Here is a 22,190-nt window from a genome sequence, read left to right on the forward strand (position 1 = left end):
CGCAAATCGGGCTGTGTGAACGCGCATTAGATTGCGTACGCAATCAGCATGAAACCCGCCGCCATGCTTGCCGCGCCGGTCACGCGGAAAATGCCCACGAGCGCCCCGCGCGAAGCCGCAACGCGCTCGATCGCAATGGCCGCGCTCACGATGAGCGTGGCCTCGCGGTTCATCACGCCGGTCGCGAGCAGCACCGCCATCCAGTTGCCGCAGCAACTTGCGCACTGCAAGGCGAAACGCATGCCAACGCGCACCGCAGAAACCGCATCGTGGCATTGCCGGACCGAGTGGCAGGATTGCAGGCGTTTAGCCTTCCATGATGTGCATTGGAGAACGCCCGCAGCCATCACAACGAAGCCCGTTGCGACCGGCGCTGCGCGTGCAATCGACGGCACGCGGATAGCAAGCGATGCGATCCCCGCGCCCAGCGGAAAGACCGCCATGCCCGCGAGCAACCAGACCATGAAATAGCCACCCGCATTCAAAATAATTAGCCATCCAGAATGAATCGTAAGCGTGCTGCGCTCGCGCCAGAGCATCGGTGCGAGTGCAGGCAGCATCATCGCAGGCGTCATGGTGGCCCACATCGATACGAACGACGTCGCGGTTTGCAGCCACGTTCTTCCGCACAGCGGCAGCCAGGTGGCGGACAAGGTCCAGCCGCCCGGCATGGGCGTGCCGCTCATCGCGGTCATCGACATCAATCGCAGCACCGTTGCCGTCGCGCTGCCAGCGAACAGCAGCGCCGCCGCGACAGCAAAAATGGCCCGCGTTCGTGCGATGGGAAACATGATCGGCCTCAGCGCGCGGGGTATTCGTCGTGCCGCTTCCACCAGATGCCGGTTTCGTTGCGGCCTAGCGGTGCGCGGTCGAGCCATTGGTACATGCCCCAGATCGCGTCGAGTCCGCGTGCGTAAGTCGAGTACGTGTGCCAGATGGCGCCGTCCTCGCGCACGAAAGCGCTCATGCCCGGCCGGTCGCGCGCGTAGGTCGCGGCATCCGTTCCGCAAGTTGCGGCGAATTCGGCGACGGGCGCGGGCGGCGGATCGGCGTCCATCGCGTGGCGGCCGCGCGCGTAGTTGTATTCGACGCTGCCTTCGCGCTGCTGTTCGGCGGTAAACGAGACGTTGAAGTCAAAATTAAAATCGTTGCCCTGCGAGGAGGCCCACGGAAAATGCCAGCCCATGCGCTCGCGATAGGCCAGCAGTTTCGCGAGCGGCGCGCGCGAGACCGCCATCAGCGTGACGTCGTGATGCGCAAGATGCGCGACATTGCCGTCGAAGCCATCGGCAAGCGCCGAGCAGGATGGGCAGCCCGCCGCGTAATCGGGGCCGAACATGAAGTGATAGACGAGCAGTTGCGAGCGTCCCTTGAAAAGATCGGCGAGCGAGGCGCGGCCCTGCTCCGTGTCGAAGGCGTAATCCTTGTCGACGCGCACCCAGGGCAACGCCTGGCGTTGCTGGGCGAGGGCGTCGCTGCGCCGCGTGAGGTCTTTCTCGGCGGCCAGCAGATCGAGCAGTGCTGCCAGCCATTGTTCGCGGGTGCCTGTTGCATGCGTGGTCATCGTGTGCTCCTGTCGGGGCTGCCGGGGTCTGAAAGCGAGCGACCCGGACAGCGAACCAGGGTGGAAACTGCGCTGTGACTGCCGTGTTAGATTAGGTCCGGACGGCCGAACGAGGGGAGTGACAAGTGTGTCGAGATTCGCGTCGGGCTTTGCGTCTGAACCGGGCCACGCATGGATTCGCTGATCACTGCCGCCGCGCGCGCACTGGCCGCCGGTGATCCGTTGGGCGCGCTGAACCGCGTCGCCCTGCGCGACGACGCGCCTGCGCTCGCGCTGCGCGGCATCGCGATGGCGCAACTGGGGGATCTTGAACGCGCGAAGGCGCTTTTGCGCAGCGCGGCACGCGGTTTCGGCGCACGCGAGGCGGTGGCCCGCGCGCGCTGCATCGTCGCCGAGGCCGAGATCGCGCTGGCGTTACGCGATCTGGGCTGGCCGTCGGCGGCGCTCGATGCGGCGCGGCAAACGCTCGATGCGCACGGCGACGCGCTCAATGCCGCCCACGCCCGCCACCTGGCGATACGCCGCCTGCTGCTGATCGGCCGCTTGAGCGAGGCGGCGCAATTGCTCGCCGAGATGAATCCCGAACCGCTTCCGCCCGCGCTCAGGGCGTCGCACGAACTGATTGCAGCCGGCGTGGCGATGCGCCAGATCCGCCCGCAGGCGGCCCGCAAGGCACTGGCGGAGGCCGCACGAGCCGTGCGCGTCGCCAACATCGCGCCGTTGGCCGCTGAGGTCGCGCGAGCGGCGCAATCGCTCGATGCGCCCGCCGCCCGCTTGATCGCGCGAGGCGAGACGCGCTCCCTGAAGCTCGATGAGGTCGAAACATTACTGGCCTCGAACGCACTGGTGATCGACGCCTGCCGCTACGCCGTGCGCGAGGCCGGCAGCGTGGTGCCGCTCGCCCGCAGGCCGATATTGTTCGTGCTGATGCGCGCGCTGGCGCAAGCGTGGCCCGCCGATGCGCCGCGCGACGTGCTGATCGCACGCGCCTTTCGCATGAAACACGCGGACGAGACGCACCGGGCGCGCTTGCGCGTCGAGATCGGCCGGTTGCGCGCGCTGCTCGGCGATCTGGCCGGTATCCACGCGACGCCGCAGGGCTTTGCACTCGTGCCGGCCCGGGCCAGCGAGGTCGTGGTGCTGGCGCGCCCCGTCGAGGAACCGCACGCCGCCGTGCTGGCGCTGCTCGCCGATGGCGAGGCGTGGTCCAGTTCAGCGCTCGCGCTGGCCCTGGGCACGAGTCAGCGCACCGTGCAGCGCGCGCTCGATGCGCTGACGTCGGCGCACAAAGTGCAGCCGGTCGGTGTGGGTCGCGCGCGTCGTTGGACCATGCCGCCGCTGCCCGGATTCGCGACGGCCTTGTTACTCCCCGCGCCGCTGCCAGGCGAGCAGGATGAGCGTATGAACCGACCGGCAAGGAGCCCTCGATGAAGCATTCCACAGCCAGCATCCTGCGCGAATATGGTCCTTTTGAAGGCGTTGAACAGGTGGGCGGCGTTACCTGGGATGGCGACCGCGTGTGGTTCGCGGCGGGCGACAAACTTGCTTCGCTCGATCCGCAAAGCGGACAGACCCAGCGCGCGATCGACATGCCCGCGCATGCGGGCACGGCCTTCGACGGCCAGCACCTGTTTCAGATCGCCGAGGCGCAGATACACAAGATCGACCCGGAGAGCGGCCGCGTGCTCGCCACGATCCCTGCGCCGGGCAATGGCGGCGATTCGGGCCTCGCGTGGGCCGAGGGCACGCTCTGGGTGGGCGAATATCGCGCGCGCAAGATCCATCAGATCGATCCGCAGACCGGCGCGATCCTGCGCACGATCGAGTCGAGCCGCTTCGTCACGGGCGTGACCTGGGTCGATGGCGAGTTGTGGCACGGCACGTGGGAAGGCGATGAAAGCGATCTGCGTCGTATCGATCCGCAGACGGGCAAGGTGCTGGAGCGGCTGCAGATGCCTGAAGGCACCGCCGTTTCCGGACTTGAGTCGGACGGAGGCGAGCGCTTTTTCTGTGGCGGCGGCAATAGCGGGAAGATTCGCGCGGTGCGCAGACCACGGCACGAGGCGGCCGACAACGCAGACGACAACGCGGCCGACAACGCGGCCGACGAGGACGCGACATAAGCGCGTCAAAACCGCTAGAGTTTGAGGCTTGCGCAACCCATTGGAGCTTCGCCTTGCAGCCCGCCCGTCCCACCATCGTCATGCCCGAAGCCCCCGATCTGCAGATGCGCAACGCCATCAGCGCGCCGCTCAAGGCATTTAATTCGCGTGAAGCAGGGCGTCCCGTCGATTTCCGCACGCTCGCGCTGCTGCTCAAGGACGACGCATCGGGCGAGATCGTCGGCGGCTTGTGGGCCGATACTTCGTTCACGCAACTTCATATCGATCTGCTGTACGTGCCCGAAACACTGCGCGGCAGCGGGCTGGGCGCGCAACTGGTCACGCAGGCCGAGGAGGAGGCGCGTCGGCGCGGATGTCTGGCGGCGTGGCTCGATACCTTCAGTTTTCAGGCGCGTGGCTTTTACGAAAAGCTCGGCTATGAAGCGTTTGGCGTGATCGAGGACTATCCGCCGGGTCACAGCCGGATTTTTATGAAGAAGCGCTTTGCTTAAAGGCTGGGAGGGCGATGAGCGGGTTCAGAGCCTCAGCGCTCAGGACGCGCCATCGTCAAAGATATCCTCGATCTTGCAGCCAAACAGACGCGCGATGGCAAAAGCGAGCGGCAGGCTCGGATCGTAACGGCCGTTCTCGATGGCGTTGACCGTTTGCCGCGATACGCCAAGCTGCTCCGCCAGATCGTTTTGCGACCAGCCGTTTTCCGTGCGCAGACGCCGTAAATCGTTGTTCATCGATAACGCCGGCTGCACACGATCGAACTGCCGATCCACAGCGCGCCCATCACCGGCCACACCATCACGAAAGAAAGGCGCGGTAAGCCGGCGTTCTCCAGAAATCCATACGCAAATGTCAGCAGCGCCGTGCCCGCAAACGCCACGGATAGCGCTTCCAGTTCAATACGCCGCTGCAATTCGTCGAGCCCACGCACACGGCGCACGATCACCCAGCACACGGCAACCGCAGGCAACATCGGCAATAACGTAATGAGGACGCGCAGCGAACTGGTTGCGGGATCAACTAATGAGAGCAACCAGAGCGATACGCCCAGCACGATGCAATACATCGCGATGGCGGCGGTCATCTCCTTGCGATAGCGATTCATGGCGAGCAGCGCTTCAGAATTAAGTGCCTCGATTGTGGCAGCGCTTTGAACACATGTAAAGCACGCTTTACACGTGTTGATGCGGTGGAATGAACGCTACGCAGCCCGAACATATGCAAACAACCAATGGTTATTTGGCGGTTGGCGCGCGGGCCGCTAAAGTCCCACCCTCGCCGATCCAGGCAGATTGCGGACTTCGCTCCGATTCCTGCTCACAACATTTCAAATCCGGATTCCGATATGCGCGTTCGCATTGCCCGTCTCGCCGCTGCCTTGCTGTCCCTTACCGCCGCTTCGTTTGCCGCCAATGCGGCGACTGCCGCCACCGCCGCACAGCCGACGCTGCGCATCGGCGTGGATGCCGAATCGTATCCGCCGTTCTTTTCAAAGGACGCATCGGGTAGCTGGAAAGGCTGGGAAATCGATCTGCTCAACGCGGTCTGCACGAAGATGAACGTGCATTGCCAGTTGACGGACGTGGCATGGGACGGGCTCGTGCCTTCGCTGCAAAACGGCAAGATCGACGTGATCTGGTCGTCGATGACAATCACGGGCGAGCGCCAGAAAGTGATCGACTTCACACGCCCGTACTATGAGTCGCCCACGGTCTTCGTCGGCGCGAAAAGCGACAAGCGCAAGGTGGACTGCGCTGTGCCCGCGACCTTCAAGGGCCGCGTGATCGGCGTGGAGGCGGGCACCAACTTCTCCGCGTTCCTCGACGCGCGCTTCAAGCACGACGCGCAGATCAAGTCCTTCGACAAATTCGACAACGCGCTGGCCGATCTCGTCGCGGGCCGCGTCGACTACGTGCAGGAAGGCAAGGGACTCTTCACGGCTTTCCTGAATTCGCCGGACGGCAAGGACTTCGAGATCAAGGGCGCCTGCAAGGACGATCCGGTGCTGGGTCTTGGCGTGGGCGGCGGCGTGCGTCGCGGCGATGCGCTGCGCGCGCGTCTGTCCGACGCCATCGCCCAGGTGCAGAAGGACGGCACGTGGGACGCAATCACCGCGCGCTATCCGAAGCTGCAAGGCACGATCGAAAAGAGCAACTGATCCCGTGCTGATCGATACCTCCGTCTTCGCGCTGCTGTCGTTCGGCAACGGCGGCTATGGCCGGGAGTTTGGGGCGGCCTTTGCGCAGACGGTCGCGGTAGCGGCTGGTTCGTTCGGCGTGGGCGCGTTCGCGGGTCTGGCGGGCAGCGGCGCGAAGCTCTCGCAGCACGCCGCGTTGCGCCTCGCCGGGCAGGGCTATACGACCATCGTGCGCGCGTTGCCCGAACTGCTTTGCCTGCTGATCGCGTTTTATGCGCTGGCACCCGCGCTCGAAAGCGCGTTGCATGCCACGGGGCTGGTGACGCCCGGTTTCGCGTTCGATCCGCTCGCCGTGGCGATCTGCTCGCTCGGCTTCATCCAGGGCGCGTATCTCACCGATATCTTTCGCGGCGCGTTTATCGCGGTGCCCGCTGGCCAGGTGGAGGCCGCGAGTGCGTTTGGCATGTCGCGCGCTCAGGTGTTCCGGCGCGTGCGTTTGCCGCTCGCGCTGCGCCTGGCGTTGCCCGGCGTGAGCAACGTCTGGCTCAACGCAACCAAGGACGCTTCGTATATCAGCGTGCTCGGCTCGTTCTCCGATCTGCTCAAGACCAGCCAGCTTGCGGCGGGCGCGACGCGTCACTACCTGTTTTTTCATCTCGTCACCGCAGCGCTATTTCTGGTGTTGAGCATCGGCTCGATGGCCGTGTTCGGCAGCCTCGAAAAGCGCGTGAATCGCGGCGTACGACTGGCTTCGCTCTGATTTCGCTCCGATGTTTTCGCTCGCGTTCCTCACCGGCACTGTGATGCCGAAGCTCATCGAAGCGGTGCCCACCACGCTCTCGCTCACCTTTGTTTCCGGCGCGGCGAGCCTCGCGATGGGTGTGCCGCTCGCGTTTGCGGCCGCTGCGCGCAATATCGCGTGGCGCTGGCCCGCGCGCACGTGGATCACGTTGATTCGCGGCACGCCGCTGCTGGTGCAGATCTATCTGCTTTACTACGGCTTCGGCCAGATTTTGCCGCGCGAATGGATGCGCGATAGCTGGGCTTCGCCGTTCCTGCGCGATGCGTGGTGGTATGCGGTGGTGGCGCTTGCCGTCAACGAAAGCGCCTACGTCGCGACGATCCTGCGCGGCGCGATTGCCGGGGTGCCGGCGGGAGAGGTGGAAGCGGGCTACGCGTTCGGCATGTCGCGCTGGCGGGTGCTGCGCAGCATCGTCGGGCCGCTCGCGTTTCGTCTTGCGTTGCCTGCGCTGATCGGCGAAACCATCCTGCTGATGAAATCGACCGTGCTGGCGTCCACCATCACGGTGTTCGACGTGCTCGGCACGGCGAATACGCTGCGGTTCGAGACCTTGCGCGTCTATGAGCCGCTCGCGGGTGCGGCGATTGTGTACGTGGTGCTCGTCGTGGCGTTGACATGGCCTGCATCGCTGCTGGAAAAGCGCCTCAATCGCTACCTCGTACGCGACATTGCGGGCGGCAAGGGCCGTTCCGCGCGACGCGGTGCACGCGTGGATGCCTTCGGCGCGTTGCGCTGAGCGCCGGAATCGCGCGTATCGATATCCAGACCAATACTTCCTGTTCACGATGATCCGAATTCTCGACGGCGGCATGGGCCGCGAACTCCTGCGCATGGGCGCGCCCTTTAAACAGCCGGAATGGTCTGCACTGGCGCTGATCGAAGCGCCCGAATACGTGCGCGCGGCACACGACGCCTTCGTGCGGGCCGGTGCCGATGTGGTGACGACCAACTCTTATGCGGTCGTGCCGTTCCATATCGGGGCAGAGCGCTTCGCACAACAGGGCGTGGCGCTGGCCGACCGTGCGGGCCGACTCGCGCGTGAGGCGGCTTCGGCGGCGGGTACGGCGCGCGCGGTGCAGGTGGCAGGATCCTTGCCGCCGGTGTTCGGCTCGTATCGGCCCGATCTGTTCGATGCGCAGCAAGCCGCGCCTTTGCTCGACGCGCTCGTGCGCGGGCTTGATGCGCACGTCGATCTGTGGCTTGGCGAAACGCTGAGTTCGACCGCCGAGGCGCGCGCGGTGCGCAAGGCGCTCAGCGACAGGGGCGAGCGCGGCGAAGATCAGCGCCCGTTATGGCTCTCCTTCACGCTCGACGATAGCGGCGACGTGCAGGCGATTGCCGAAGGGCGCGCGCGTGCGCGCCTGCGTTCGGGCGAAACGGTTGAAGCGGCTGTCGAGGTGGCGCTGGAACTGGGTGCACAAGCGTTCCTCTTCAATTGCAGTCAGGCCGAAATCATGCGCGCAGCCGTGCAGGAAGCGCGTGTCGTGCGCGAGCGCAAGGGCGCATCGCTGGAACTGGGCGTATACGCGAACGCCTTCGAGCCCGAGCGCGAATCGATGGCGGCCAACGACGGATTGAGCACCTTGCGCGCCGATCTGGAACCGGACGGCTACGCTGCGTTCGCGCGCGCGTGGGCGCAGGCGGGGGCGACGCTGATCGGCGGATGCTGCGGGATCGGGCCTGAACATATCGAGCGGCTTGCGAGCGTGGTGAGGGATAGCGCGCATTCCGCGTAAGCACCAGGAAGAGGCCTTCGCGCGCGCACTCCACGGCCCGGCGCTCACTTACGTGCGCGCGCCGGCTTCTTCTTTTCGGGCAGCGCCTGATTCACATCGACCGGCACGAATGGCGCTTCAAAGTGCTTGACCAGAAAGTCGATGAACGCCCGAGCGCGCGTCGATTCGTTGCGTTGCCCAGGGTAATAGACGAACAGGTCCGCAGACGGCAACACCACATTCGGCAGCACGAGCTTGAGTCTGCCGCTCTGGATGTATTTCGCCAGATCCCATTCCGAGCGGATCAAAATACCATGCCCGTCCAGCGCCCAGCGCAGCACGATATCGCCATCGTTGCTGGACAGTGAGCCGCTCACCTTCAGCGCCTCCAGATGATCTTCCTGCATGAAGCGCCACACGCCGAAGGCATCGTCGTTCTGCGTGTGGATGATGCAGCGGTGATCGACCAGATCTTCCTTGCGCTGCGGAACGCCGTGCCGTTCCAGATACTTGGGCGAGGCACACAGAAAGCGGCGATTGCTCATCAGGCGGCGCGCACGCAGGCGCTGATCCGGCAACTCGCCAAAGCGGATCGCCATATCGAACGCGCCTTCCACCAGATCGACGGGACGATCCGTAACGACGAACTGGATATCGACATGCGGATAGCGCCGGGCGAATTCCGATACCAGCGGAGCGATGGTGTTGCGTCCGAAGCCCAGCGTCGCGTTGATGCGCAGGCGTCCATGCGGATCGTCCGGCGAACCGGCGATCGCGTCTTCCATTTCCCGCACCTGTTCGAGTATCTGCGAGGCGTAGCGCGCGAACGTTTCGCCTTCGGGCGTGAGGCTCACGCTGCGGGTGGTCCGGTTCACCAGCCGCGTGCCGAACCGCTCTTCCAGTATGCCCAGCCGCTTGGTGGCGGCGGGCGGCGTGATGCCCATCGATCGCGCTGCGCCGGACAGGCTCTTGAGTTTCGCAAGCTGCACGAAGAACTCGAAATCGGAAGTGGAGTCAGTTCTCACTTTTGGTAAAAAATGAAATGAATTGAGGTGAAGTATAGGGCGATCTCCGGCGGCTATGCTACGTCCCATTGCAGCCGTACCCGTGCAAGCAGGCATCCAGCAAACACGCCAGTCCAGGAGACAGCACCATGAGAATCGTCGAGATTCGCGAGAAAACCGTTCCGATCAGTTCGCCGATCCGCAACGCCTACATCGACTTCAGCAAGATGACCTTGAGCCTCGTCGCCGTGGTGACCGACGTGATCCGCGACGGCAAACCCGTGGTGGGCTACGGCTTCAATTCGAATGGCCGTTACGGACAGGGCACGCTCATGCGCGAGCGCTTTATTCCGCGTCTCCTCGAAGCCGATCCGGCCACGCTCGTCAACGACGCGGGCGACAACCTCGATCCGCACCGGATCTGGGCGACCCTGTTCACGAACGAAAAGCCGGGCGGCCACGGCGAGCGTTCGGTCGCGATCGGCACGATTGATATGGCCGTGTGGGACGCGGTGGCGAAGATCGAAGGCAAGCCGCTCTTCCAGTTGCTGGCGGACCGTTATGGCGACGGCCAGCCGAACCGCAAGATCTTCGTCTATGCGGCGGGCGGCTATTACTACCCCGGCCAGAACCACGACAAGCTCAAGGACGAGATGCGCAGCTATATCGACCGCGGCTATACGGTCGTGAAGAAGAAGATTGGCGGCGCGTCGCTCGACGAAGATCTGCGCCGGATCGACTCGATTCTCAGCGTGCTCGGCGATGGACAGAAACTGGCGGTCGATGCAAACGGCCGCTTCGATCTGGACACTGCGATCCAGTATGCGAAAGCGCTCTCGCAATACGATCTGTTCTGGTACGAAGAGCCGGGTGATCCGCTCGATTTCGAACTGCAGGCGACGCTGCGCAACTACTACGACAAGCCGATGGCCACCGGCGAAGATCTGTTCTCGATGCAGGATGCGCGCAATCTGATCCGCTATGGCGGCATGCGCGCGGACCGCGACTGGCTGCAATTCGACTGCGCGCTGAGTTACGGCCTGGTGGAATATCTGCGCACGCTCGACATGCTGCGTCAGCACGGCTGGTCGCCGGCCCGCTGCATTCCGCACGGCGGCCATCAGATGTCGCTGAACATTGCCGCTGGCCTTGGGCTTGGGGGCAACGAATCGTATCCCGATCTGTTCCAGCCCTACGGCGGCTTCCCCGATGGCGTGAAAGTCGACAACGGCTTCATCACAATGCCGGATCTGCCGGGCATCGGCTTCGAAGGCAAAGCCGATCTTTACGCGGAAATGCAGAAGCTTTCGGCCTGACGCTTTCGCAGCGCAAATCCAGCGCAAATCCAGCGCAAATCGAATCGATCCGCGACCGGAAACACAGGCGCCGCACGTACGGCGCCTGGCGGTCGCCCGCAGTCCAATGAAGGCGCCATGCTCAGGAGACAGACATGCGGCCCTCGACTCTCAAACGCTATCTTTCGAAGCTCTACGTTCAGGTGCTGATCGGCATCGTGGCGGGCATTCTCGTCGGCCATTTCTACCCCGATACTGGCGTCGATCTCAAGCCACTGGGCGACCTGTTCATCAAGCTGATCCGCATGCTGCTCGCGCCGATCATTTTCGCTTCCGTCGTCGTGGGTATCGCACGCATGAACGACCTGCACGAAGCGGGGCGCGTTGGCGTGAAGGCGGTGCTCTATTTCGAGGTGGCCTCGACCCTTGCGCTGTTAATCGGACTGGTCGTAGTCAACGTGATCCAGCCGGGCAGCGGCATGAATATCGATCCGGCCCATATCGACAGCTCAGCCATCGCCAGTTACGCGCACGCCGCGCACGAACACACCACGCTCGGCTTTCTGATGAGCATCGTGCCGAACAGTATCGTCGGCGCTTTCGCCAACGGCGAGATTCTGCCGATCATTTTCTTTTCCGTCCTGTTTGCGATTGCGCTCGCGAAACTCGGGCCGCGCACCGCGCCGCTGGTCGATATGCTCGACATGTTCTTGCAAGGTATGTTCGGCGTCGTGCGCATCGTCATGTATGTCGCACCAATTGGCGCATTTGGCGGCATGGCGTTCACCATCGCAAAGTATGGTCTGGGCACGCTTGCATCGTTCGGACAACTGATGCTTTGCCTCTACCTTACGTCGATCTGCTTCATCGCCGTCGTACTGGGCGTCGTCATGCGGCTGTGCGGTCTGTCGTTGTGGAAGTATCTGCGCTATATCCGCGATGAAATCCTCATTACGCTCGGCACGGCATCGACCGAAGCCGTGCTGCCGCAGATGCTCATCAAGATGGAAAATCTCGGCTGCTCGCGTCCTGTGGTGGGCATGGTGCTGCCGACCGGCTACACCTTCAACGCCGATGGCACCGCGATCTATCTCACGATGGCGGCGATGTTCGTCGCGCAGGCCATGAATATCCATCTGACGCTGACCGATCAACTTGTCGTCCTTGGCGTTTTGCTGCTGACGTCGAAGGGATCGGCGGGCGTGGCCGGTGCGGGTTTCGTTGCACTGGCGGCCACGCTCGCCTCGATGCACAAGATTCCCGTATCGGGCCTCGTGCTGTTGCTGGGCGTCGATCGCTTCCTGAACGAGGCGCGCGCCGTTACGAACCTGATTGGCAACGGCGTGGCGACGATCGTGGTAGCGCGTTGGGAGGGTGCGCTGGATCGGGACCGTGCGCGTGCAGTCCTCAATCGTGAGGTCGACTACAGCGTGGTCGATGCCGCAGAGGAAGCGCCGTATGCGCCCGCCTTGGGCGACCCGGCAACGGGCGGCCGGAGCCGCTAGGCTTGCGGGCACCTTTCACTGGAACGCGCGGTAATACCATTCCAGGAATATCGATATCCCCAGATCGCCGGGTAATCTGACTACTCTTTGACAGACAGCCCGGCCGAGCCTTTTTGATAATGGATGCCTTGATCCGTCGTCGCGCGTGAAGCGCGCCGACGCTTACGGCCCCCACAATCAGGCTCCCCATGAACTCTCCCGTAGTGGCGTCGCGCGGCGCTGGCGCGTCCGATTCCTTCGTGCGCCTGCATGGCGTGAGCAAGCGCTTTCAGCTTGCCGGCCATACGCGCGCCATTCTTGCCGATCTCGATCTCGACATCCGCCGCGAGGAGTTCATCGCGATTCTCGGCGAGAGCGGCTGCGGCAAATCCACCTTGCTACGCCTGCTGTGCGGGCTCGATAGCGCCTATGACGGGCAGATTCTCGTCGATGGCATCGCGCCGAAGATTGGCAACGACGAAGCGGGCATTGTGTTTCAGGACCCGCGTCTGTTCCCCTGGCTTACCGTCGAGCAAAACATCGCGCTTGGACTCGCGAGATTCAGTCTCGCACGCGCCGAAGTGCAGCAGCGCGTGCGCGAACACATCGCGCTGGTCGGCCTCTCGGGCTTCGAGCGCGCGCTGCCGCATCAACTCTCGGGCGGCATGGCGCAGCGCGTAGCGCTTGCGCGCGCCATCGTCGCGCGGCCCGCGTTTTTGCTGCTGGACGAACCGTTCAGCGCGCTCGATGCGCTCACCCGTTCGCAGATGCACGATCAATTGCTGCGTATTCGCGCCGCCGCCGATCTGACCATGCTGCTGGTCACCCACGATGTGGAGGAAGCGGTCTATCTCGCCGATCGCGTGGTGGTGATGGCTCCGCGTCCCGGGCCGCTGCGCGCGACTGTCGAGATCGATCTGGAGTATCCGCGCAATCGCGCCGACATCGCTTTCCAGCGTGAGCGCGAACGACTTCACGCGCTGCTGGGGCATGGTGCGCATTCCACGCAATCCACGCATTCCGTGCATTCCGTGCATTCATATAGCTGATTGTGTGCTTTGGACTGTCAAGGTATAGACAGATATTCACGCGGCGTCCCGGTAGCATGGTTGCAATGGTCGTGATCGCAGATAACGGAGCGACGGTAACGGCCTGAATGACGGGGAAAGCGAATCACCATGTTCGTCTTTCCGTTTTTGTTCATAAGGATTCCTTTTTTAATCGAGAAAGAAAATGTCGAAACTCAACGTAGTGGAAAACGGCGAACTGTCGATCCATCCGATCACCGGTCGCATCGGCGCGGAGATTCGCGGCGTGCGTCTGTCCGGCGATCTGCAACCGGCTGCGCTGGAGGCCATCAATGCGGCGCTGCTGCGTCATAAGGTGATTTTCTTTCGCGATCAAACGCATTTGACGGACCAGGAGCAGGAAGCATTCGCGAAGCTGCTCGGCGATCCGGTGGCGCACCCAACCGTTCCGGTGCGCGAAGGCACGGAATATCTGCTGGAACTCGATTCGCTGCATGGCGGCCGCGCCAATTCGTGGCACACGGACGTGACCTTCGTCGATGCCTATCCCAAGGCGTCGATCCTGCGCGGCGTGACGAATCCGGAAGTGGGCGGCGACACGGTCTGGGCCAACACGGCCACCGCCTACGACGACCTGCCGGATACGCTGAAGACCCTGGCCGAACAACTCTGGGCCGTGCACAGCAACGATTACGACTATGCGGCCGCCGCAAGCTACGCACGCAACACGCTCACTGAGCAGGCCAAGGCCGCTTACGAGCGTTATCGCGAGGTGTTTGTCTCCACGCGTTATGAAACCGAGCATCCGCTGGTGCGCGTGCATCCGGAAACCGGCGAGAAAACGCTGGTGCTGGGTCACTTCTTCAAGCGCTTCGTCGATTTGCCGGGTTCGGCGTCCAATCACCTGTTCGAAGTCTTCCAGGGCTATATCACGCGTCTGGAGAACATCGTGCGCTGGCGCTGGCAGAGCGGCGACGTCGCGATCTGGGATAACCGCGCGACCCAGCACTACGCCGTGAACGATTACGGCGACGCACGCCGCGTCGTGCGCCGCGTGACACTGGCGGGCGATGTGCCGGTGAGCGTGGACGGGCGCAAGAGCGTTACGCGCACGGTGGAAAAGAATCCGAAGCTCGCCGCCGCGGCCTGAGCAGGCCAGACAATGCGCCGCGCTGCCGTGCGTTTCGATCGGCAGCGTCCGGCGCGGCGATTTAAAGCGCTTTATTTGTGGGGGTTGCTTGTGGGACGCCGATTTTTCGCACAGTTTTACGCCGCTTGCCTCGTCGCGTTTGCGCTGCTGGCGCTGGTTTCTCCGCATGCCCGCGCGCAGAACGTGATCCGCATCGCGGTGCCCGATATCGGCGCGGCTTCGAAGCCCGCGGGCGGCGGCGTGGTCGACGTGCTCTACGCCAATCAGACGCTGGAAAAAGCCTTCCTGAAAGACGGCGTGAAGATCCAGTGGACGTTCTTCAAAGGCGCGGGTCCGGCCGTCAACGAAGCCTTTGCGAATCATCAGGTCGATCTGGCGTTTCTGGGCGATCTCGCGGGCATCATTGGCCGGGCGAACGGGCTGGATACGCGTTTGATTGCGGCGTTGGCGCGCGATATCAACGGTTATCTCGCCGTGCAGCCGGGGCAGGGCATCAAGAATCTGAAGGACCTCAAGGGCAAACAGGTCGCGCTTTTTCGCGGCACGGCGCTGCAATTGTCGTTCGACAGCGTGTTGCGCAGCGAAGGTCTGACCGAACGCGATTTCCGCGTGGTCAATCTCGACCTCAATAGCGCCGCCGCGGCGATTGCGGCGCATCGCATCGACGCGGTGTGGGGCGCGTCTTCGCTCTTCATTCTCAAGGATAAAGGGCTGGTGGACATTCCAGTGAGCACGCGTGGCCGCGATGGCATCGGCACCTTCAAGGCCGGACTGGTGGCGTCGAATGACTTCCTGCGTGCACATCCCGAGTGGGCGCAGCGTGTGGTCGCCAGCGTGCTGGAAGCGTCGAACTGGGTGTCGGACCGCAAGAATCTGGACGCTTATCTGCAACTCGAACAGACCCGCGCGGGCACGCCCACTTCCGTCTGGCGCAATGAAATCGGCGACAGCGATCCGGCCACCTTCTTCTCGCCGTTGCTCGATCCGTACTACGTCAATGCCTTCAAACGCGACGTGGATACGGCAAAGCAGCTTGGCATGATCCGCCAGAGTTTCGATGTCGATCACTGGATCGATGCGAGCTATCTGAATCAGGCGCTCGCACAAACAAAACTCGCAGGCCGCTGGCAACCTTATCGGACCTTTGGCGAAGTCGAAAAGACGGCAAAAGCGAATTAAAAGGCATCTATAACAATATGAAGGACCACCACACCTTTTATCGGCTGACGGCGATTGCCGCAGCGGTTCTGGCCACCACTTCCGCATGGGCGCAGGACGATAGTGCAACGAACACCACGAACGCCACGGAAGCGGCGCAAAGCAAGGCCGAAAACCCGGTGCAACTGAGGGAATTCACGGTCACGGCGCGCCGTCGTTCCGAAAGCGCACAGAAGGTGCCCGCGCCGATTTCCACGGTAAGCGGCCAGGACCTGGAGCGCCAGCGCCTCTATCGCATCCAGGACCTGCAACAAAGCTTGCCGAGCCTGAACGTGTCGTTCATCAATCCGCGCCAGTCGAGTGTTTCGATTCGCGGCATCGGCAACAATCCAGCCAGCGACAATCTGGAGCCGAGCGTTGGCGTCTATCTCGACAACGTGTATCTGGGCCGCCCCGGCATGGCGGTATTCGATCTGCTCGATATCCAGCAGGTCGATCTGCTGCGCGGTCCGCAAGGCACGTTGTTCGGCAAGAACAGTACGGCAGGCGTGCTCAATATTTCGACGCGCCCGCCCCAGTTCCATACCGAAGGCTATCTGGAACAGTCGGTCGGCAACGACGGCTATGCGCAGACCAAGGCGCATCTGAGCGGGCCGCTCTCGGAAACACTGGCGGGCACGCTCGATCTGGAGCACACGCATAGCGACGGCAGCGTGACGAATCTCTACAACGGCAGCCAGTTAAACGGGGTGTCGAATTACGGTGTGCGCGGACAATTATTATGGAAACCGAATAATGATTTGAGCGTGCGTTTTATCGCCGATTACAACACGCAAAATTCCAACACCGGCGCGATGCTGCTCTACGGCGTGCCTGCGGGCGGCACGTTTCTGTCACGTGCGGCGCTGCTGGGCGTGACGCCGGTGGTGAATCCCTCGCAGTTTCAGGTCGACACGGATACCACGCCGCATATGAACGTCCATCAGGGCGGGGTATCGACCGAGGCGAATTACAAGCTGAATTCCGGCTATTCGCTCACGTCGATTACGGCGGCGCGCTTCTGGGACTTCTCGCCTTCCAACGACGGCGACAACCTGCCGGTGCCCGCGATCAGCAACGCGGGCGTGCGCGTGGACGATCACCAGATCTCGCAGGAAGTGCGCCTCGCATCGCCGACGGGCGGCCCGATCGACTGGGTGGTGGGTGCGTTCTACTTCTACGAGCAGACCAACACGAACACCTTCACCGCCTTCGGCCCGGATGCGGATCTATTCCAGTACGGCGTGAATCGCGGCATCCTGAACGGCGTCACGGCGATTTCGCCGGCTTCGGTCGAAACCAATAGCGCCGCGCTGTTCGGCCAGGCGACGTGGCACATCAATACGCGCGCTGATCTAACGGCGGGCGTGCGCGGCACCTACGAAGACAAGACCGGCTATGTGAATCGTCTTGCGCCTACGGGCGGCGAGGCGCTGTCGGGTTCGCTGCTCGCGCTGCGCAACGCGGCGGTGGGCGCGTATCAGTCGGGGCAACTGGGGCAGCACGGCATCAGTCCGTCGATGATGCTCAATTTCAGCTACAAGCTCACCTCCGACGTGCTCGCCTACGCCTCGCTCTCGCACGGCGAGAAGTCGGGCGGCATCAATATGGCGGTGGGTTCCGCACCTACGCTCGGCGCGAATTCGCTGCTGTTCGGCCCGGAGCGCGCCAACGACGCGGAACTCGGTATCAAGAGTGAATGGCTCGACCATCGGCTGGTGCTCAACGCGAATCTGTTCTGGACGCAGATCAACGGTTATCAGGCGACGACATACGTGACGGTGCCGTCGAGCGGCCTCGTGAGCCAGGTGCTCGCCAACGGCGCGAACGTGCGCTCGCGCGGCGCGGAACTCGATCTGCGCGCGCGGCCTCTGCGCGGACTGACGCTGGGCCTGAACGCTTCGTATGTGAACGCGACGTATAGCTCGTACACCAACGGCCCGTGCGCCGCCGAAACCACCATCGCGACGGGCGCGACCACCTGCAATCTCACCGGCAAGCCAGTCTCGGGCGCGCCGCGCTGGATCGCCAATCTGAGCGCGCAATACGAGTTCTCGCTGGGTCACGACATCGATCAATACGTCACCGGCGTGTGGTCGCTGCGCTCGAACCAGTACGGCACGCTCGACGATTCGCGCTATGGCCGCCTGCCGGGCTACGGCATCTTCAATCTGGCAACGGGTTGGCGTTTGAACAGCGGCGCGCATAAGTGGGACCTCTCGATCTGGGCGCACAACCTGTTCAATCGCCACTACTACCTGGCGTCGTTTGCGAGCGTGCAGAACACCTATACGGCGATGGCGGGCGACCCGCGCATGGTCGGCGCGACGCTGCGCTTTACCTATTGATCCTGCTTGATTGCACTTGCGGCGAGGCTCAGATGCTCAACACAGCAAATTCGACGATTCTCGACGATACGGCGCGCGCACCGCTTGCGAAGCGCGCGGGTGGTCAGGCGATTTCCTGGTCTGCGCTGCTGCCGTGGGTGCTGCCCGTGTTCGTCTATCTGCTCTGGTGGAAGGCCGCGCACGCGGGCTGGATGTCGGCGCAGATCCTGCCCGCGCCCGAACTCGTGTGGGAAAGCGCGCGCGATCTGCTGCGCGACGGTCTGGTGTCGAACCTGCTCATCAGTCTGGAGCGTCTTGCCATCGGTTTCGTGCTGGGCACGCTGGGCGGCGCATTGATCGGCGCGTTTATGGGGGCGAGCGTCGTCGCCGAAGAGATCATCTCGCCGCTGTTCTACGCCGTCGCGCAGGTGCCCCCGCTTGCTCTGCTGCCGCTTTTGATGGTGCTGCTGGGCATCGGCGAGGCGCTCAAGCTCGTGCTGATCTTCAAGGCCGTGGCGATTCCCGTGGCGATCCACACCCAGGCGGGCGTGCGCGCGATGCCGTGGCGCTTGCGCGAGGTGGCGGGCGTGCTGCGCCTGTCCGCCTGGCAGCGTGTGCGTCTGCTGGTGCTGCCCGCCGCGCTGCCTGCGTTCCTCACGGGCGTACGTCAGGCGCTCGCGCAGGGCTGGCTCACGCTGATCGCAGTGGAATTGCTGGCTTCCTCGGAAGGGATCGGCTATCTGATGGTGTATGGGCGGCAGATGTTCCAGCTCGATGTGGTGTTCGTTTGCATCGTCACAATCGGGCTGACCGGCTTCGCGATCGATCAGGGCGTGCAGCGGATCGACCGCCTGCTCGTGCGCTGGCCGCTCGAAGCGCCGGGTGCGCGCGTCGTCGCGGCGCAGCGCGGCTGGCAACGCAATGTTTCCCGATACACGCGCGGCGCGGTGCTGCCCGTGCTGATCCTCGCGGTCTGGGCGTTGGTCGCGCATCTGCGTCTCGTCGATGCGAACCTGCTGCCCGCGCCCGGCGACGTCTTGAACAGCGCGCTCGACGATTTGCGGAGCGGCGCGCTGCCGGTGCCGCTCGCCCATACGCTTGCCCGCGCGGGCGAAGGCCTGGCTGTCGGCGCGGCGACGGGTCTCGCACTCGGCATCGCGCTGGGCGCGGTGGCCTGGGTGCGGCGCGCATTCGGCCCAACGCTCACGGCCTTGCGGCAGGTGGCGATCTTCGCGTGGATTCCGCTGCTGACCGCTTGGGCGGGCCTGGGCGATCTCTCCAAGGTGATCTTCGTGGCGCTGGCGGCGTTCTTTCCGGTGGTGCTGGCGACCAGCCGTGCCGTCGAAGGGCTGCCGCCGGCGCTCGTCGAAGTCGCGCTTACGCTGCGCCTGAATGCGTGGCAGCGGCTGCGCTGGCTGATCGTCCCCGCGATTCTGCCCGGCGTGTTCGCGGGGCTGCGACTGGCGCTGGTCTATGCGTGGCTCGGCGCGATCGGCGCGGAGTATCTGATGCCATCGGGCGTCGGTCTGGGCACCTACATGATCGACGCGCAGCAACTCTTTCGCACCGACCGCCTGCTGGCCGCCGCGGTCACCATCGGCGCGCTGGGCGCGTTGTTCGGCTGGCTCGGCAGCCGTCTGGAAGCCTCGGCCACCCGCTGGCGCACGCGCCATTGAGCGCCTCATTTGAACCTCACGGATAGCAAACCATGTCAAAGCAAGCCGGCAAGCGGCCCAATTTCCTCGTGATCGTCGCCGACGATCTGGGCTTTTCCGACCTCGGCGCATTCGGCGGCGAGATCGCCACGCCCAATCTCGACGCGCTCGCACTCGCGGGCGTGCGTTTCACCGACTTCCACACGGCCTCGGCCTGTTCCCCCACGCGCGCGATGCTGCTCAGCGGCACCGACCATCACGTCGCGGGCATCGGCACGATGGCCGAAGCGCGCCCGCCCCATCTGGCCGATAAGCCCGGCTATGAGGGCTACCTGAACGATCGCGTCGCGGCGCTGCCCGAACTGCTGCACGACGCCGGCTATTTCACGGCGATGGCGGGCAAATGGCATCTGGGCCTGACGCTCGATCGCGCGCCTTCCGCACGCGGCTTCGAGCGTTCCTTCGCGTTGCTGCCGGGCGCCGCCAATCACTACGGTTTCGAGCCGGTAGGCGAGGACGACGAGCAGCCGCGCCTGATGCGTTCGACGCGCGGTCTGTACGTGGAAGACGGCCACTATGTTGACAATCTGCCCGACGACTTCTATTCCTCGGACGCCTTCGCTGGCAAGCTGATCCAGTACCTGGGCGAGCGCGCGAGCGACGACGACCGTCCTTTCTTCGCTTACCTGCCGTTTTCCGCGCCGCATTGGCCGCTGCAGGCACCCGCCGATATCGTCGCGCATTACCAGGGCCGCTACGACGCGGGCCCCGACGCGCTGCGCGCCGCACGTCTTGCCAGGCAAAAGGAACTGGGCCTGCTCGACGCCGAAGTGACCGCTCACCCCGTTGTCGCGCCCACGCCCGAATGGGACGCACTCACGCCGCAAGCGCGTGCGTTTTCCGCCCGCACGATGGAGGTCTACGCGGCGATGGTCGAACGGCTCGACTGGAACGTGGGCCGCGTGATCGAGCACCTCAAGCAGACGGGCGAATTCGATAACACCTTCGTGCTGTTCCTTTCCGATAACGGCGCCGAAGGCGCGCTGCTCGAAGCCTTGCCGATCTTCGGGCCGGATCTGCAGCGCTTTATCCGCGACTACTACGACAACAGTCTGGAGAACGTGGGGCGCGGCAATTCCTACGTCTGGTACGGTCCGCGCTGGGCCCAGGCGGGCACCGCGCCCTCGCGGCTCTACAAGGCGTTCACGACCGAAGGCGGCATCCGCGTGGTGGCGTTCGCGCATCATGCGGCGCTGGCGCGGCGCGGTGTTGGCGAGGCGTTCGCGACGGTGATGGACGTGGTGCCGACCGTGCTCGAACTCGCGGGCGTCGAGCATCCGGGCACGCACTGGCGCGGCCGCGAGATCGCCGCCGTGAAGGGCCGCTCGCTGCTGCCGTATCTGCGCAACGAAGCCGACGCCGTACACGACGCCACCCACGTCACCGGCTGGGAGCTGTTCGGTCGGCGCGCAGTGCGTCAGGGCGACTGGAAGGCGGTGTTCATTCCCGCGCCAGCGGGGCCGGGCGTCTGGCAGCTTTACGATCTGGCGCGCGACCCCGGCGAGACCCAGGATCTCGCCGATGCGCAACCGGCAAAACTACAGACGTTGCTGGCGCATTGGGAACGCTATGTCGAGGAAAACGGGGTTCAGGCGTTCGAATTCGCGCCGGTCTGACCGCCTGGCGGCGATCGCGACCAGGGCCGGGGCTTATCGCGCCGCTATCCGCACCGCATTAGTGCGGCGGCTCAGATATGGATAGCAAAAAATCATGGTTTGGGCGGGTGGGGATCGAATGCTCAAATGGCTCGGACACATCATCCCCGGAGAACGAATCATGGCCGCCTTAGCCACGCTAGCGCAGCGGTTTTCGTCGCCCGAGCGCCGCGCAACGCATGCGCCGCCCGCGTCTTCCACCTATGCGGCGGCGTCGCACGACGCGCTGTTCCGGCGCGCGCTCGACCCGGTGACGCGCCAGCGCGTCATCAACGCCTTCCTCACCAATCCGAGCCTGCTGCACTGGTCGGCGGGCGCGGCGGCCACGCTCGTCGATGCGGGCTACGAGAAGACCTGGCTGCAAGGCGAACTCGTGGTGCCGTATCAGGCCGACTGCAAGGAGATCCTGATCGTGCTGGCGGGGGCGCTGGAGGCGAGCTGGGTGAGCGCGTCGGGCGCACGCGTGATCGGCGAATATATCCAGCCCGATTCGGTCATCAACATCATTCCGGCGCTGGACCGCAAAGGCTCGCTGTGTGACCTGTATGCGCGCGGAACGGTGCGGCTGTACCATATCCCGCGCGAGGCCATGCTCGACCTGTTCGAGCAGCAGCCCGCGTTGATGCGCGGCTTTTTCGAGCTGATCTGCTCGCGCAACCGCGAACTGAACAAGCGCTTCCGCTTCTCGCGGTTGGCCGATTTCAGCGCGCGCGTGGCCGAGCGGCTGCTGAGCCTGGCGGAGCGTTATGGCAATCCCGTGGATAGCGGTGTGGAGATCGGCCTGAAGCTTTCGCAGGACGATCTGGCGGCACTGCTGGGCGTGTCGCGGCAGAGCATCAACAAGGAATTACGGGCGTTCGCCGATCGCGGCTGGATCGAGATCCGCTACGGGCAGATCACGATCGTCGACAGCGCATCCTTGCTGATGGTGCGCGAGGCCTGCGAGTGATTGTCCAGGCGAACGCCGTTGCGTCAACGTTTAGTCCAATTACCCATCGGA

The 22,190-nt window shown here is 64.0% G+C and carries 21 protein-coding genes; 16 read left to right on the forward strand and 5 right to left on the reverse strand.

What is annotated here, in order from left to right:
* Positions 1-26: 26 nt before the first annotated feature.
* Positions 27-791 carry a DUF2182 domain-containing protein gene (locus tag F3J17_RS01435; RefSeq protein WP_167053079.1) on the reverse strand — a complete coding sequence of 255 codons (765 nt, stop codon included), beginning with the start codon at positions 789-791 and terminating at the stop codon, positions 27-29.
* An 8-nt stretch (positions 792-799) separates the two neighbouring features.
* Positions 800-1,564 carry a thioredoxin family protein gene (locus tag F3J17_RS01440; protein WP_167053081.1) on the reverse strand — a complete coding sequence of 255 codons (765 nt, stop codon included), beginning with the start codon at positions 1,562-1,564 and terminating at the stop codon, positions 800-802.
* A 171-nt stretch (positions 1,565-1,735) separates the two neighbouring features.
* Between F3J17_RS01440 and F3J17_RS01445 the strand changes: the two genes are divergently transcribed.
* The 3 genes from F3J17_RS01445 (at position 1,736) to F3J17_RS01455 (ending at position 4,178) form a co-directional block, all read left to right on the forward strand.
* Complete coding sequence (locus tag F3J17_RS01445; RefSeq protein ID WP_167053083.1) at positions 1,736-2,995, forward strand: helix-turn-helix domain-containing protein; 1,260 nt, start codon at positions 1,736-1,738, stop codon at positions 2,993-2,995.
* Positions 2,992-3,687, forward strand: coding sequence for a glutamine cyclotransferase (locus F3J17_RS01450; RefSeq protein ID WP_167053085.1), 696 nt, complete (start codon positions 2,992-2,994; stop codon positions 3,685-3,687). The genes F3J17_RS01445 and F3J17_RS01450 overlap by 4 nt, the downstream gene beginning before the upstream one ends.
* Positions 3,688-3,767: 80 nt before the next feature.
* A complete protein-coding gene (locus tag F3J17_RS01455) occupies positions 3,768-4,178 on the forward strand; it encodes a GNAT family N-acetyltransferase (RefSeq protein ID WP_167054401.1) in 411 nt (136 codons plus the stop codon).
* Positions 4,179-4,217: 39 nt separating this feature from the next.
* Here F3J17_RS01455 and F3J17_RS01460 read toward each other — a convergent pair whose 3' ends face one another.
* Together F3J17_RS01460 and F3J17_RS01465 are read right to left on the reverse strand one after the other, a co-directional pair.
* Positions 4,218-4,415, reverse strand: a complete 198-nt coding sequence (locus F3J17_RS01460; protein WP_167053087.1) for a helix-turn-helix transcriptional regulator — start codon at positions 4,413-4,415, stop codon at positions 4,218-4,220.
* Positions 4,412-4,786, reverse strand: coding sequence for a hypothetical protein (locus tag F3J17_RS01465; protein ID WP_167053089.1), 375 nt, complete (start codon positions 4,784-4,786; stop codon positions 4,412-4,414). The genes F3J17_RS01460 and F3J17_RS01465 overlap by 4 nt, the downstream gene beginning before the upstream one ends.
* A 240-nt stretch (positions 4,787-5,026) precedes the next feature.
* Here F3J17_RS01465 and F3J17_RS01470 point away from each other — a divergent pair, with 240 nt between their 5' ends.
* From F3J17_RS01470 to F3J17_RS01485, 4 genes are read left to right on the forward strand one after another with little or no spacing between them, the layout of a single operon-like run.
* Entirely contained in the window at positions 5,027-5,839 is an 813-nt protein-coding gene (locus tag F3J17_RS01470; RefSeq protein WP_167053091.1) for a transporter substrate-binding domain-containing protein, read from the forward strand.
* Positions 5,840-5,843: 4 nt separating this feature from the next.
* Complete coding sequence (locus F3J17_RS01475) at positions 5,844-6,578, forward strand: ABC transporter permease subunit (protein WP_167053093.1); 735 nt, start codon at positions 5,844-5,846, stop codon at positions 6,576-6,578.
* A 10-nt stretch (positions 6,579-6,588) separates the two neighbouring features.
* On the forward strand, positions 6,589-7,356 hold the full coding sequence (locus F3J17_RS01480; protein ID WP_167053095.1) for an ABC transporter permease subunit: 768 nt from the start codon (positions 6,589-6,591) through the stop codon (positions 7,354-7,356).
* Positions 7,357-7,405: 49 nt separating this feature from the next.
* Positions 7,406-8,356 (forward strand): homocysteine S-methyltransferase family protein, encoded by a 951-nt coding sequence (locus F3J17_RS01485; RefSeq protein ID WP_205194579.1) that lies wholly within the window; start codon positions 7,406-7,408, stop codon positions 8,354-8,356.
* 44 nt (positions 8,357-8,400) lie between these two features.
* Here the strand turns inward: F3J17_RS01485 and F3J17_RS01490 are convergent, their stop codons facing one another.
* Positions 8,401-9,360: a LysR family transcriptional regulator gene (locus F3J17_RS01490; protein WP_167053097.1), complete on the reverse strand. Its 960-nt coding sequence runs from the start codon at positions 9,358-9,360 to the stop codon at positions 8,401-8,403.
* A gap of 128 nt (positions 9,361-9,488) precedes the next feature.
* Between F3J17_RS01490 and F3J17_RS01495 the strand changes: the two genes are divergently transcribed.
* The 9 genes from F3J17_RS01495 to F3J17_RS01535 all read left to right on the forward strand — a co-directional run bounded on the left by F3J17_RS01495 (position 9,489) and on the right by F3J17_RS01535 (position 22,139).
* Positions 9,489-10,655, forward strand: coding sequence for a mandelate racemase/muconate lactonizing enzyme family protein (locus tag F3J17_RS01495; RefSeq protein WP_167053099.1), 1,167 nt, complete (start codon positions 9,489-9,491; stop codon positions 10,653-10,655).
* A 134-nt stretch (positions 10,656-10,789) separates the two neighbouring features.
* On the forward strand, positions 10,790-12,139 hold the full coding sequence (locus F3J17_RS01500; protein ID WP_167053101.1) for a dicarboxylate/amino acid:cation symporter: 1,350 nt from the start codon (positions 10,790-10,792) through the stop codon (positions 12,137-12,139).
* Between the two features lie 188 nt (positions 12,140-12,327).
* Positions 12,328-13,167, forward strand: coding sequence for an ABC transporter ATP-binding protein (locus F3J17_RS01505; protein ID WP_167053103.1), 840 nt, complete (start codon positions 12,328-12,330; stop codon positions 13,165-13,167).
* Positions 13,168-13,351: 184 nt separating this feature from the next.
* The gene (locus tag F3J17_RS01510) at positions 13,352-14,296 is read left to right on the forward strand and encodes a TauD/TfdA family dioxygenase (protein ID WP_167053105.1); all 945 of its coding nucleotides are present in this window, start codon (positions 13,352-13,354) and stop codon (positions 14,294-14,296) included.
* A 90-nt stretch (positions 14,297-14,386) separates the two neighbouring features.
* On the forward strand, positions 14,387-15,475 hold the full coding sequence (locus tag F3J17_RS01515; RefSeq protein WP_205194581.1) for an ABC transporter substrate-binding protein: 1,089 nt from the start codon (positions 14,387-14,389) through the stop codon (positions 15,473-15,475).
* Positions 15,476-15,492: 17 nt separating this feature from the next.
* Complete coding sequence (locus tag F3J17_RS01520; RefSeq protein ID WP_167053109.1) at positions 15,493-17,841, forward strand: TonB-dependent receptor; 2,349 nt, start codon at positions 15,493-15,495, stop codon at positions 17,839-17,841.
* A 32-nt stretch (positions 17,842-17,873) separates the two neighbouring features.
* Positions 17,874-19,496, forward strand: coding sequence for an ABC transporter permease (locus F3J17_RS01525; protein WP_167053111.1), 1,623 nt, complete (start codon positions 17,874-17,876; stop codon positions 19,494-19,496).
* A gap of 32 nt (positions 19,497-19,528) precedes the next feature.
* Positions 19,529-21,151, forward strand: a complete 1,623-nt coding sequence (locus tag F3J17_RS01530) for an arylsulfatase (protein WP_167053113.1) — start codon at positions 19,529-19,531, stop codon at positions 21,149-21,151.
* A 160-nt stretch (positions 21,152-21,311) separates the two neighbouring features.
* The gene (locus tag F3J17_RS01535; RefSeq protein ID WP_167053115.1) at positions 21,312-22,139 is read left to right on the forward strand and encodes a Crp/Fnr family transcriptional regulator; all 828 of its coding nucleotides are present in this window, start codon (positions 21,312-21,314) and stop codon (positions 22,137-22,139) included.
* Positions 22,140-22,190: the final 51 nt, after the last annotated feature.

This window comes from Burkholderia sp. Ax-1719, from assembly GCF_011753055.1.
Lineage (GTDB): Bacteria > Pseudomonadota > Gammaproteobacteria > Burkholderiales > Burkholderiaceae > Paraburkholderia.

Coding starts and splice junctions, on each gene's coding strand:
- F3J17_RS01435 (WP_167053079.1), bottom strand. CDS start 791: ATGTTTCCCATCGCACGAACGCGGGCCATTTTTGCTGTCGCGGCGGCG.
- F3J17_RS01440 (WP_167053081.1), bottom strand. CDS start 1,564: ATGACCACGCATGCAACAGGCACCCGCGAACAATGGCTGGCAGCACTG.
- F3J17_RS01445 (WP_167053083.1), top strand. CDS start 1,736: ATGGATTCGCTGATCACTGCCGCCGCGCGCGCACTGGCCGCCGGTGAT.
- F3J17_RS01450 (WP_167053085.1), top strand. CDS start 2,992: ATGAAGCATTCCACAGCCAGCATCCTGCGCGAATATGGTCCTTTTGAA.
- F3J17_RS01455 (WP_167054401.1), top strand. CDS start 3,768: ATGCCCGAAGCCCCCGATCTGCAGATGCGCAACGCCATCAGCGCGCCG.
- F3J17_RS01460 (WP_167053087.1), bottom strand. CDS start 4,415: ATGAACAACGATTTACGGCGTCTGCGCACGGAAAACGGCTGGTCGCAA.
- F3J17_RS01465 (WP_167053089.1), bottom strand. CDS start 4,786: ATGAATCGCTATCGCAAGGAGATGACCGCCGCCATCGCGATGTATTGC.
- F3J17_RS01470 (WP_167053091.1), top strand. CDS start 5,027: ATGCGCGTTCGCATTGCCCGTCTCGCCGCTGCCTTGCTGTCCCTTACC.
- F3J17_RS01480 (WP_167053095.1), top strand. CDS start 6,589: ATGTTTTCGCTCGCGTTCCTCACCGGCACTGTGATGCCGAAGCTCATC.
- F3J17_RS01485 (WP_205194579.1), top strand. CDS start 7,406: ATGATCCGAATTCTCGACGGCGGCATGGGCCGCGAACTCCTGCGCATG.
- F3J17_RS01495 (WP_167053099.1), top strand. CDS start 9,489: ATGAGAATCGTCGAGATTCGCGAGAAAACCGTTCCGATCAGTTCGCCG.
- F3J17_RS01500 (WP_167053101.1), top strand. CDS start 10,790: ATGCGGCCCTCGACTCTCAAACGCTATCTTTCGAAGCTCTACGTTCAG.
- F3J17_RS01505 (WP_167053103.1), top strand. CDS start 12,328: ATGAACTCTCCCGTAGTGGCGTCGCGCGGCGCTGGCGCGTCCGATTCC.
- F3J17_RS01510 (WP_167053105.1), top strand. CDS start 13,352: ATGTCGAAACTCAACGTAGTGGAAAACGGCGAACTGTCGATCCATCCG.
- F3J17_RS01520 (WP_167053109.1), top strand. CDS start 15,493: ATGAAGGACCACCACACCTTTTATCGGCTGACGGCGATTGCCGCAGCG.
- F3J17_RS01525 (WP_167053111.1), top strand. CDS start 17,874: ATGCTCAACACAGCAAATTCGACGATTCTCGACGATACGGCGCGCGCA.
- F3J17_RS01530 (WP_167053113.1), top strand. CDS start 19,529: ATGTCAAAGCAAGCCGGCAAGCGGCCCAATTTCCTCGTGATCGTCGCC.
- F3J17_RS01535 (WP_167053115.1), top strand. CDS start 21,312: ATGGCCGCCTTAGCCACGCTAGCGCAGCGGTTTTCGTCGCCCGAGCGC.